Raw genomic sequence first — 11708 nt, 5'->3', positions numbered from 1 at the left:
ACGACATCCATATCACACGCGTGACGACTCGCAGGCCACGGTGCCCGGGACAACAGCCAAGTCCAGGGTGGCCCCAGCGGGGGTGACCTCACGCGGAGGCCAAACCAATGGAGGTTAGACATGGCTGTCAAGATCAACATCCGCACCCTGCTCGAGGCCGGCTGCCACTACGGTCACCAGACGCGCCGCTGGAACCCCAAGATGAAGCCCTACATCTTCGGCGAGCGCAACGGCATCTACATCCTCGACCTCAAGCAGACCGTCATGGACGCCGACAAGGCGTACACCTTCCTCAAGGACACCGCCGCAAAGGGCGGCCGCGTCCTCTTCGTCGGCACCAAGAAGCAGGCCCAGGAGCCCATCGCGGCCCAGGCCGAGCGCTGCGGCATGCCCTTCATCAACCAGCGCTGGCTCGGCGGCATGCTCACCAACTTCGTGACCATGCGCTCCCGCATCGACCGCATGGAGGAGCTCGAGGCCATGGTGGAGGACGGCCGCATGGCCGCCCGCGGCAAGAAGGAGCAGGCCGTCCTGACCAAGGAGCTCGAGAAGCTCCAGCGCAACCTGGGTGGCGTCCGTGACATGAAGGCCCTGCCCCAGGCGCTCTTCGTGGTCGACACCAAGCGCGAGGAGATCGCGATCCGCGAGGCCAACCGCCTGCACATCCCCGTGGTCGGCCTGCTCGACACCAACTCCGACCCCGACGTGATCGACTATGGCATCCCCGCCAACGACGACGCCATCCGCTCCGTCAACCTCATGTGCGAGCTCGTGGCCGACGCCGTCCTGGCTGGCTCCGGCAAGGAGCAGATCTCGGTCGAGGAGATGGCCTCTGGCGAGACCACCCCTGCCGTCGAGGTCGAGGCCCCCGCGGCCGAGTAGCACTTCCCTTTCCGCAGACTCACATCCCCAAAGGAGGGGCACAACATGGCACAGATCACCGCCGCTATGGTCAAGCAGCTGCGCGAGATGACCGACTCCCCCATGATGGAGTGCAAGAAGGCCCTCGTCGAGGCCGATGGCGACATCGAGAAGGCCGTCGACGTCCTGCGCAAGATGGGCGTCGCCAAGGCCGTCAAGCGCGCCGGCCGCGACACCAACGAGGGCACCGTCGCCACCTACATCTCTGAGGACGGCAAGCTCGGCGCCATCCTCGAGCTCACCTGCGAGACCGACTTCGTGGGCACCAACCCCAAGTTCACCGGCTTCGCCGCCGACCTCGCCAAGGTCGTCGCAGAGAACGACCCCGCCGACGTCGAGGCGCTCAAGGCCTGCAAGATGGGTGACGCCACCGTCGCCGACGAGCTGACCGAGATGATCCACGTCATCGGCGAGAACATGAAGGTGGCCCGCTTCAAGCGTGTCTCCGTCGAGTCCGGCGCCCTTGCCAGCTACATCCACCTGGGAGGCAAGCTGGGCGACATCGTCTCCTTCGGCTTCGCCAACGACGCCACCGCCACCGCCGACGAGTTCAAGAACTTCGCCCACGACGTCGCGATGCAGGTCGCTGCCTCCGCTCCCGTCGCCGCGCGCCGCGAGGACGTCCCCGCAGACGTCGTCGCGCACGAGAAGGCCATCTACATGGCCCAGGCGGCCGAGTCCGGCAAGCCCGAGTTCATCCAGGAGAAGATGGCCGTCGGCAAGCTCGAGAAGTTCTACAAGGAGTGCGTCCTCACCGAGCAGGAGTTCATCAAGGACTCCTCCACGACCATCGCCGAGCTCGCCAAGGGCGTCAGCAAGGCCGTGAGCGACGACGTGCAGATCCTGGGCTTCGAGCGCTTCGCCTTCGGCGAGGAGTAGGCCGGGAGACCTCCTGCCAGGACAGACGCGAACCTTGGGACCCGTGCCTCGGCACGGGTCCCTTTTCTCATCAAGGTTCCCGCCGTTTCGCCGTCCCCGGCAGCCTGCGCCGCAGGTAGGGTCTTCCCCTCTGTTAGAATCAGTGGGGTCAGACGTCCGTCGGGCCCTAGCGATTGCCTGTCTCTGGAGGTCACATCTTGGATAACTACAAGTACAAGCGCGTGCTTCTCAAGCTCTCGGGCGAGGCGCTCATGGGCTCCAAGGACTTCGGCATCGACCCCGAGGTCCCACGGCTCATTGCCAAGGCGGTCAAGCCGGCCTATGACGCCGGCGTCCAGATCGCCATCGTTGTCGGTGGCGGCAACATCTTCCGTGGGCTCTCGGGTGCGGCGGCGGGCATGGACCGAGCTCAGGGCGACAACATGGGCATGCTCGCCACCGTCATCAACTCCCTCGCGCTCCAGGACACCTTCGAGCACAGCGGCATGATGTGCCGCGTCATGAGCGCCATCGAGATGCACCAGGTCTCTGAGACCTACATCCGCCGCCGTGCGATCCGCCACCTCGAGAAGGGGCGCATCACCATCTTCGCCGCCGGCACCGGCAACCCCTACTTCACCACCGACACCGCCGCGGCGCTGCGCGCCTGCGAGATCGGCGCCGAAGTCCTCATGAAGGCGACCAAGGTGGATGGCATCTACGACAGCGACCCCGTCAAGAACCCCGACGCGAAGCGATTCGAGAGCATCAGCTACATGGAGGTCCTCAACCGTGGCCTGCAGGTCATGGACGCCACGGCAACCGCCCTCTGTCATGACAACCACATGCCCATCATGGTCTTCGACCTGCTGGGAGACGACGTGTTCGGCCGCGCGCTCCGCGGCGAGAGCGTCGGCACGACCGTAGTAGACGAATAGGAGAGCCACACATGAGCGAGTACACCGACTTTGCCAGGAAGAACATGGACAAGTGCCTCGACGTCCTGAGGGGCAACTTCGCCAAGGTGCGCACCGGACGCGCGAACGCGCACGTCCTCGACGGCATCAAGGTCGACTACTACGGCCAGGCGACCCCCATCACGCAGCTCGCCGGCGTCAAGGTCCCCGAGGCCTCCATGCTCGTGGTCGAGCCCTGGGACAAGACCGCCCTCAAGTCCATCGAGAAGGCCATCGAGGCCTCCGACCTCGGCATCACCCCCTCCAACGACGGCATCTCCATCCGCCTGCCCTTCCCCAAGCCCACCGAGGAGCGCCGCCGCGAGCTCGTGAAGGACTGCAACAAGTACGCGGAGGAGGCAAAGATCGCCATCCGCAACGTGCGTCGCGACGCAAACACCCGCGCGGAGAGGGACGAGGAGCTCTCGGAGGACGACGTCGCGCGCGAGAAGAAGTCCATCCAGAAGGTGACCGACAGCTTCGTGGAGAAGGTCGAGGAGATGCTCAAGTCCAAGACCGCCGAGGTCATGGAGATCTAGCTTGATCATCGACCAGGAAAAGCTCGAGGAATACTACGCGAAGCCCCCGGAGGACGTCTCGCTGAGGGACGTTGACCTCTCGAGGGTGCCGCGCCACGTCTCGATCATCATGGACGGCAACGGCCGCTGGGCCCAGGCGCGCGGCCTCAGCCGCCCCGAAGGGCACGTGGCCGGCGTCGACTCCCTGCGCGAGGCCGTCACCACGAGTGTGAGGCTCGGCGTCGACGTGCTCTCGTGCTACGCCTTCTCCACGGAGAACTGGAAGAGGCCGCAGAGCGAGGTCGACCTCCTCATGCACCTCTTCGCGACGACGCTCGTCAGGGAGCTGCCGCTCTTCCACCAAGAGAACGTGCGCCTGCGCTTCTTCGGCGACCTCTCCGCCCTGCCCAAGGAGACCTTCGACGTCTTCCAACAGGGCCTCGACGAGACCGCGGACCACACGGGCATGACCTTCGCCCTGGCCGTCAACTACGGCTCGCGCGCTGAGATTGCCCGCGCCGCGCGGGAGGTCGCCCAGGAGGTGGAGCGGGGGAGCCTGCGCGCCGACGACGTGGACGAGGGGCTTCTCGCCTCGAGGCTCTACACCGAGGGCCTGCCCGACCCCGACCTCCTGATAAGGACCTCCGGCGAGCTTAGGCTCTCCAACTACCTGCTCTGGCAGCTCGCCTACACCGAGTTCTACGTGACTGACCTCTACTGGCCCGACTTCGACCGCTGGGAGTACCTCCGTGCCGTCAGGGCCTTCCAGTCGCGCAGGCGTCGCTTCGGGGGTGTGGAGGCCAAGTGAGCGGGGAAGAGGAACGGCGTCCCTCCTCGGATTCCCCCCAGGAGACGGCGCCTGGCACGACCGGCATAGAGCGGGCGATCAGCTGGCTCGAGCGCAAGCGTCGCTCGAAGGAGGACGCGCGCGTCGCCGGCGAGCTGAGGGGGCAGCTGGCCAGGGGGTGGACCGAGAAGGCCCTGACCCGCACCACCACCGGCGCCATCTACTTCGTCGTGATCGTGGCCGTCCTCTTCTGGGGGCGCGTTCCCACGACGGCGCTGGTCGCCTCGATGGCCTGGCTCTGCTGCTCGGAGTTCTTCCACATGGCGCGCATGGGCGGGCGCATGCCCAACGAGGTCTTTGGCCTCACGGCGTCCGTGCTCTTCCCGCCCGCGGCGCTTCTGCTCGGCACCGAGGGGCTCTTCCTGGTCCTGGTCCTGCTCCTCGTCGCCTGCGCCTTCTGGTACGTCGCGACGCCGCGCGCCAACATATCCGACGTGGCCCTCACGGCCTTCGGGCCGGTCTACACCTCGCTCACGTTCTCCTGCGTCGTGCTCATCCGTAGCACGGACCCCGGCTCCTCGGGAGGCCTCCTCACCTTCGGCGTCATGGGCTCCGTCTGGCTCAACGACGCCATGGCGTACTTCGTGGGGACGCGCTTCGGCAGGCACAAGCTAGCGCCGAGGATCTCCCCGCACAAGAGCTTCGAGGGCTTCTGGGGCGGCCTCGCCTCGAGCGTCCTCGTCTGGTGCCTCCTCGCCCTGCTCGGCGTGAGGGGCGTGACCTACCCCCTCGCCCTTGCCGGCGGCCTCCTGGTCGGTACCATCGCCGTAGTGGGAGACCTCTTCGAGTCGCGCATCAAGCGAGGCGTGGGCGTCAAGGACTCGGGCGACTTCATGCCCGGGCACGGCGGCCTCCTCGACCGCTCTGACTCCATGCTCTTCGGCTGCGTGACGGCCTACCTCGTCCTTCGTATGGGAGGAATCCTGTGAACATATTCGAGGACACGGCCCCGAGCTCCCCTCGGCGCTGGCCTCTGCGCGTCGCCGTCATGGGCGCCTCGGGATCCATCGGGACCCAGACCCTCGACGTGTGCCGCAAGCATCCCGACAAGCTGCGCGTGACCGCGCTCTCCGTCCACTCGTCCTGCGACCTGGCCGTCCGCGCCGCCCGCGAGTTCGGTGCCTCGCACGTGTACGTGAGCGACGAGGGCCACGCCCATGACGCGTCGCTCGAGGGCCTGCCCCGGGGCTGCGAGCTCCGCGTGGGCGGCCGCTCCCTCGAGGAGGTCGCCTGGCTCGACGACGTGGACGTGGTGGTGAACGCCCTCGTGGGCTTCGCCGGCATCCGCCTGGGGCACGAGTCGCTCAGGGCGCACAAGATCCTGACCTACGCGAACAAGGAGTCCCTCGTCGTGGGGGGCGACCTCCTCATGCCGCTCGCCCAGCCCGGCCGTCTCCTTCCCATAGACTCCGAGCACAGCGCCATCTACCAGTGCCTCGTGGGGGAGCGCAGGTGCGACGTCCACAAGGTCTGGCTCACCTGCTCGGGCGGTCCCTTCTTCGGCATGGGCCGCGACGAGCTGGCCAAGGTCACGGCGGCGGACGCCCTCAAGCACCCCACCTGGTCCATGGGGCCCAAGATTACCATCGACTCGGCCACTCTGATGAACAAGGGCCTCGAGGTCCTGGAGGCCCACCACCTCTTCGACGTCGACGTGGACGACGTCAACGTCCTGGTCCACCGCCAGAGCACGATCCATTCCATGGTCGAGTTCTCGGATGGCGTCGTGAAGGCCCAGCTCGGCCCCTCCGACATGCGCATTCCCATACAGTACGCCCTCAGCTACCCCGAGCGCTGGGAGACGCCCTCGGACCGCGTGGAGTACCGCGACCTTCCCGACCTCAGCTTCTCCCGTCCCGACGAGGGGGCCTTCGGCTGCCTGGGCCTCGCCCGTCGCGCGGGACGCGCGGGAGGCACGCTCCCCTGCGTCATGAACGCGGCCAACGAGGTCGCCAACCTCGCCTTCCGCAGGGACGAGTGCGGCTTCCTCGACATCGAGCGCGTGGTCCGCGAGGTCATGGACGCTGCCAGCGTCCAGCCCGTCCAGAGCGTCGAGCAGCTCGAGGAGGTCGACCGCGCGTCCCGCGCGTCCGCGCACCGCGTCCTGGAGGGCTTGCGATGAGCGCCGCCGTCGGGGTCCTCTCGTCCGCGTTCTGGGGCGTCCTCGTGCTCTCGCTCCTCGTGTTCGTCCACGAGGGGGGCCACTTCCTCGCCGCGCGCGCCTGCGGCATGCGCGTGACGGAGTTCTTCCTCGGCATGCCCAGCCGCTGGAGGCTCTCGTGGCGCTCGCCGCGCATCGGCTGCGAGTTCGGCGTGACCCCGCTCCTGCTGGGCGGCTACACGAGGATCTGCGGCATGGAGCCCCTGGAAGACGAGCTCCTGGCCCCCTGCCTCTCCCTGGTGCAGCGGCGGGGCAGGGTCAGCGCGAGGGAGGTGGCGGAGGAGCTGGCCATCGAGGAGGACCGCGCCTATGCCCTCCTGGGCTCGCTCGCGGACCTCGCCGCCATCGCCCCCCTCTATGACCCGGAGCTGGGCGAGAGGCCCGGCCAGGCGGACTGGCCGCAGAGATTCCAGACCCAGCGCCGCGACGCCATGCTCCTCACCCAGTTCGACCGCGGGCACGACTTCGAGGCGACGGGCACGACGGGCGAGGGAGAGGCGCGTCCCGTCGACGACGCGGAGGCCTTCCTCGCAAGCGAGCTCTCCCGCACCTATCACGGCAAGGGGCTTCTCGCCCGCCTGGCCACGCTCGTCGCAGGCCCCCTCGTCAACCTTCTGCTGGCCTTCCTCGTCATCACTGCCGCCCTCTCGCTCGTGGGGGTCGAGGGCGTGGTGGACTCCAACCAGATCGCAGGGGTCACCGCGGGCTCCGCCGCCGAGGCCGCGGGCCTCAGGGGAGGCGACGCGATCGTGGACGTGGCGGGGACTCCCGTGAGCGACTGGAGGTCCCTCTCCGCCGCCTTGGACGCCGCCTTGGGAGCGAAGGAGGACTTCAGCCTGAGCTACCTGCGCGACGGGACGACCTCCACCGTCAGGGTCGAGGTCGGGGAGGGGCTGGGCAGTCTCGGTGTCCTCGCCCAGACCCAGCGCGTCAGGCTGGGGGTGGGCCAGTCCGCCCTGGCGGCCCTCTCGTATGGGCGCGCGGTCGCCCGCTTCGCGCTCGACCTCATCACGCCCGCTCGGACGATGCAGACCCTGCAGGGCACCTCCTCGGTGGTGGGCATATCGGCCATGGCGTCCCAGGCGGCCTCCTCGGGGGCCTATGACCTCGCCCTCTTCGTGGCCATGATCTCCATGTCGCTGGGCTTCATGAACCTCCTGCCCATCCCGCCGCTCGACGGGGGGAAGGTGCTCGTCGAGCTGGTGCAGGCCGCGCTCAGGCGCGAGCTCTCGTCCCGCGCGCAGACGGTCGTGGGCTACCTGGGCATCGCGGTGTTCCTCGTCATCTTCGTCTTCGCGCTCAAGAACGACATCACCCGCCTCGTCATAGGATAGGTGGCAAGCCATGGAAGAGAGAGTCACGGAAGGGCCGGCCGACACCACGGAAGGACGGGCTGGCGCCAAGCCGCGCGCCGCCCGCGAGCTCACGCGCCGGGTCATGGTGGGAGGGGTCCCCGTGGGAGGGGGTGCCCCCGTCTCGGTGCAGTCGATGTGCACCACGAAGACCTCGGACCCCGCCGCCACGCTGTCACAGATAGGGGGCCTCGCCGCCGAGGGCTGCGAGATCATCCGCGTGGCCATCCCCAACGCCGGCGCGCTCGACGGCTTCGGCGAGGTCTGCGCGATGAGCCCCCTTCCCGTCGTGGCGGACATCCACTTCGACCACAGGCTCGCCATCGAGGCCTGCAGGAGGGGTGCCGCGGCACTGCGCATCAACCCGGGAAACATCGGCTCCTTCGAGCGCGTGGACGCGGTGATCGAAGAGGCGGGTTCGGCGGGCATCCCCATCCGCATCGGCGTCAACGCGGGCTCTCTCGACCGCGAGGTCGACCAGAGGCGCGACCTCAGCCTGCCCCAGAAGCTCGTCGCCTCGGCGGAGGCCTTCGTGCGCCACTTCGAGGAGCGCGGCTTCAGGGACGTGGTCCTCTCCGCCAAGGCGCACTCCGTCCCCACGACGCTCGCCACCTACCGCGAGCTCTCGCGCAGGCTGCCCCACGTGCCGCTCCACGTGGGCGTGACCGAGGCCGGCACGCTCCGGCAGGGCACGGTCAAGAACTGCGCCGGCGTGGGGATCCTGCTCGAGCAGGGCATCGGCGACACGCTCAGGCTCTCGCTCACCGCGGACCCCGTCGAGGAGGTGCGCGTCGCCTGGGACCTGCTCTCGGCCCTTGGCATGCGCAGGCTCCACCCCGAGCTCGTGTCCTGCCCCACCTGCGGCCGCTGCCAGGTGGACCTCATCGGCATGGCCGAGCGGGTCTCGGAGCGGCTCCAGGGGGTCGAGGCCCCCATCTCGGTCGCCGTCATGGGCTGCGTCGTGAACGGCCCCGGCGAGGCGCGCGACGCCGACCTGGGCGTCGCCTGCGGCAGGGGCCAGGGGCTCCTCTTCCAGAACGGCGAGCCCATCCGCAAGGTGCCCGAGGGCCAGATCGTCGACGAGCTCTTCCGAGAGATCGAGGAGCGCTACGGCAGCAAGGCTTAGGGACGTTGCCCCTCGTGGGGCGTATCATGTTCTGGTCGACTCGTCCGGAAGCGTCCGGAGCAAGGGCAAGCAAGGAAGGAACGCAGGTTGAGAAGCTACGAGAAGATGTCGAGGCTGTACGCGCCCACCCTGAAGGAGGACCCGGCGGACGCCGAGCTGGCCAGCCATCGCCTGCTCCTGCGCGCGGGCATGATACGCAAGGGCGCGGCGGGGCTCTACAGCTACCTCCCCCTGGCATGGAGGTCCCTTCGCAAGATTGAGGCCATCATCCGCGACGAGATGGAGGCCATCGGCGCACAGGAGATGCAGGTGCCCATCCTCACCGACGGCGAGCTCTGGCGCCAGTCCGGCCGCTGGGCCGCCTACGGCCCCGAGCTCATGCGCATCACCGACCGCCACGACCGCGGCTTCGCCCTGGGTCCCACCCACGAGGAGACCTTCACCGACCTCGTCCGCGACGAGCTGCGCTCCTACAAGCAGCTCCCCGTCACTCTGTACCAGATCCAGGACAAGTTCCGCGACGAGCTTCGGCCCCGCTTCGGTCTCATGCGCGGTCGCGAGTTCATCATGAAGGACGCCTACTCCTTCAGCGCGACCCAGGAGTCGCTGCAGGAGTGCTATGACCAGGAGAAGGCCGCCTACGCCAACGTCTGCGAGCGCTGCGGGCTGCGCGCCCTCCCCGTCGTAGCCGACTCCGGCCAGATCGGCGGGGACACCTCCGTCGAGTTCATGGCCCTGGCGGACGCCGGCGAGGCCGAGCTCGTGTACTGCGACGCCTGCGGCTTCGCCGCGGACACCGAGGCGGCCACGGCGCAGGTCCGCGTCCTCGAGGGTCCGGGGGACGGCGGGCTCCAGAAGGTCGCCACGCCCATCGAGGGCAACATCTCGGCCCTCGCGGCCTTCCTCGGCGTCGAGGAGGCGGCCTGCCGCAAGTCCGTCGCCCTCCAGGCGGAGGACGGGAGCCTGGTCCTGGCCGTCCTCCCCGGAGACCACGAGCTCAACGAGGTCAAGGCCGAGCACGCCTTCGGCCACTACCATATGATGGAGCCGGGGGACCTCGCCCGTGCGGGCCTGGTGGCGGGCTTCATGGGCCCCGTCGGCGTGGCCGAGGGCGTCCGCGTGGTGGCCGACGTCGCCCTGCGCGACTCCACAAGCTGGGTCGTCGGCGCCAACGAGGAGGGCCAGCACCTCCTGGGCGCGCGTCCCGGCCGCGACTTCGAAGTGGACGAGTGGCTCGACCTCGCGAGCGCCCAGGAGGGCGACGCCTGCCCGCGCTGCGGCGCGGCGCTCAAGTCTGCCCGCGGCATCGAGGTGAGCCAGGTCTTCCAGCTGGGCACCAAGTACTCCGAGGCGATGGGCGCCACCTTCGCGGACGAGGACGGCAGGGAGAGGCCCTTCCTCATGGGCTGCTATGGCATCGGCGTGTCGCGCACCCTGGCTGCCGTCGTCGAGCAGCACCACGACGAGCACGGCATCTGCTGGCCCGTCTCCGTCGCCCCCTACGAGGTCGAGGTCATCCCCCTGGACGTGCACGACGGGCTGGTCTGGCCCGTCGCAGACCGCCTTGCCGGCGAGCTCGTCGCCCGCGGGGTCGAGGTCGTGGTGGACGACCGCAAGGAGCGTCCCGGCGTCAAGTTCAACGACGCCGACCTGATGGGCTTCCCCTTCCAGGTGGTCTGCGGCAAGAAGGCCATCAAGAACGGCAACGTCGAGCTCAAGGTCCGCGAGACGGGCGAGCGCAGCGAGGTTCCCATCGAGGAGCTCGCCTCCGTCCTCGCGGGCATGGTCGAGGGGCGAAGGGCCTAGGGGAGAGCCGGTTCTGGGGGAGAGGGACATGGGCTACAGGGAGCTTGCCATCGCCGCGCGCGGCCACATGGGACCGGTCTGCAAGGCCTGCCCGACCTGCAACGGCAGGGCCTGCGGAGGCGGCGTGCCGGGCCCCGGCGCCAAGGGTTCGGGAACCGTCGCCATCCGCAACTTCGAGGCGTGGGAGCGCTGGCGGCTCGTGATGGACACCCTCTATGCCAGCGACGGCAGCGACCCCGACCCATCCTGCGACTTCCTGGGCAGGCGCCTCTCGCTCCCCCTCATGGTGGCCCCGTTGGGAGACGTGCACCGCCACTACGGTGACGAGCTGGACGACCTGGACTACAACGGCATGGTCCTGCGTGCCGCCAAGGCCGAGGGGACTCTCGCCTGGACGGGCGACGGCCTCAGGCCCGAGGTGCACGAGCGCGCCTGTGGCCTCATAGCCGGCCTCGGCGGCGCGGGCATCCCCACCATCAAGCCCTGGTCGATGGGCGCGGTCCTCAAGAAGCTCGAGCCCGCCCTCGCGGCGCACCCCGCGGCGGTCGCCATGGACGTGGACGGCGCGGGGCTGCCCTTCCTCAGGGGTCAGCAGCCTCCCGCGGGTCCCAAGGACGTGGCCCAGCTCCGCGAGCTCGCGGACGCCTGCCACGGGGCGGGCGTCCCCTTCGTCGCGAAGGGCATCCTGGGCCCGCGCGGGGCGCTCAAGGCGCTCGAGGCGGGCGTCGACGCCATCGTGGTCTCGAACCACGGTGGTCGCGTCCTGGACGGGGTGCCCGCCACGGCGGAGGTGCTCCCGTCGGTCGTGGACGCCGTGGGAGGGGAGCTCTGCGTGCTGGTGGACGGCGGCATCAGAAGCGGCGTCGACCTCTTTCGCGCGCTCGCGCTGGGCGCGGACGCGGCGCTGGTCTGCCGCCCCGTGGCCGTCGCCGCCTTTGGAGGAGGGGAGGAGGGCGTGCGCGCGTACCTCGCCCAGCTCAGGGCGGAGCTCGTGGACGCCATGGCGATGTGCGGGGCGCGAGGCGTGGCGGAGGTCACGCGCGACATGCTCCTTGAGGTGTAGGGCCAAGGACCGCGTACCGCCCGCCAAGCCCCGGGCATGCGACTGCCCCCGTAGCCTTAGGGCCACGGGGGCAGCTCTGCGAGGTGACGCCCTTCGGGTC

At 69.1% G+C, this 11708-nt stretch carries 11 protein-coding genes; all 11 read left to right on the top strand.

Annotated features, from left to right (window positions below):
- Positions 1-120 precede the first annotated feature (120 nt).
- The 11 genes from rpsB to Q5923_RS01010 all read left to right on the top strand — a co-directional run bounded on the left by rpsB (position 121) and on the right by Q5923_RS01010 (position 11608).
- Positions 121-882: a 30S ribosomal protein S2 gene (gene rpsB, locus Q5923_RS01060; RefSeq protein WP_009279194.1), complete on the top strand. Its 762-nt coding sequence runs from the start codon at positions 121-123 to the stop codon at positions 880-882.
- Positions 883-927: 45 nt separating this feature from the next.
- On the top strand, positions 928-1800 hold the full coding sequence (gene tsf / locus Q5923_RS01055; RefSeq protein WP_303131554.1) for a translation elongation factor Ts: 873 nt from the start codon (positions 928-930) through the stop codon (positions 1798-1800).
- 197 nt (positions 1801-1997) lie between these two features.
- Entirely contained in the window at positions 1998-2717 is a 720-nt protein-coding gene (pyrH, locus tag Q5923_RS01050; RefSeq protein ID WP_009279196.1) for a UMP kinase, read from the top strand.
- An 11-nt stretch (positions 2718-2728) separates the two neighbouring features.
- Positions 2729-3274, top strand: a complete 546-nt coding sequence (gene frr, locus Q5923_RS01045; protein ID WP_303131552.1) for a ribosome recycling factor — start codon at positions 2729-2731, stop codon at positions 3272-3274.
- Between the two features lies 1 nt (position 3275).
- Positions 3276-4061, top strand: coding sequence for an isoprenyl transferase (locus Q5923_RS01040; protein WP_303131550.1), 786 nt, complete (start codon positions 3276-3278; stop codon positions 4059-4061).
- Positions 4058-5029, top strand: a complete 972-nt coding sequence (locus Q5923_RS01035; RefSeq protein ID WP_303131548.1) for a phosphatidate cytidylyltransferase — start codon at positions 4058-4060, stop codon at positions 5027-5029. The genes Q5923_RS01040 and Q5923_RS01035 overlap by 4 nt, the downstream gene beginning before the upstream one ends.
- Positions 5026-6222, top strand: coding sequence for a 1-deoxy-D-xylulose-5-phosphate reductoisomerase (gene dxr / locus Q5923_RS01030; RefSeq protein WP_009279200.1), 1197 nt, complete (start codon positions 5026-5028; stop codon positions 6220-6222). Before Q5923_RS01035 ends, dxr begins: the two co-directional genes overlap by 4 nt.
- On the top strand, positions 6219-7595 hold the full coding sequence (locus Q5923_RS01025; RefSeq protein WP_303131546.1) for a site-2 protease family protein: 1377 nt from the start codon (positions 6219-6221) through the stop codon (positions 7593-7595). Before dxr ends, Q5923_RS01025 begins: the two co-directional genes overlap by 4 nt.
- Positions 7596-7605: 10 nt before the next feature.
- On the top strand, positions 7606-8739 hold the full coding sequence (gene ispG / locus Q5923_RS01020; RefSeq protein ID WP_082719558.1) for a flavodoxin-dependent (E)-4-hydroxy-3-methylbut-2-enyl-diphosphate synthase: 1134 nt from the start codon (positions 7606-7608) through the stop codon (positions 8737-8739).
- A gap of 87 nt (positions 8740-8826) precedes the next feature.
- Entirely contained in the window at positions 8827-10545 is a 1719-nt protein-coding gene (locus Q5923_RS01015; protein WP_009279203.1) for a proline--tRNA ligase, read from the top strand.
- A 28-nt stretch (positions 10546-10573) separates the two neighbouring features.
- Entirely contained in the window at positions 10574-11608 is a 1035-nt protein-coding gene (locus tag Q5923_RS01010) for an alpha-hydroxy-acid oxidizing protein (RefSeq protein WP_303131544.1), read from the top strand.
- The last annotated feature ends 100 nt before the right edge of the window (positions 11609-11708 follow it).

Origin of the sequence: uncultured Olsenella sp. (assembly GCF_959602185.1) — a bacterium.
Taxonomy (GTDB): domain Bacteria; phylum Actinomycetota; class Coriobacteriia; order Coriobacteriales; family Atopobiaceae; genus Olsenella_I; species Olsenella_I phocaeensis.
This window is presented reverse-complemented; position numbering and strand designations above follow the sequence as displayed.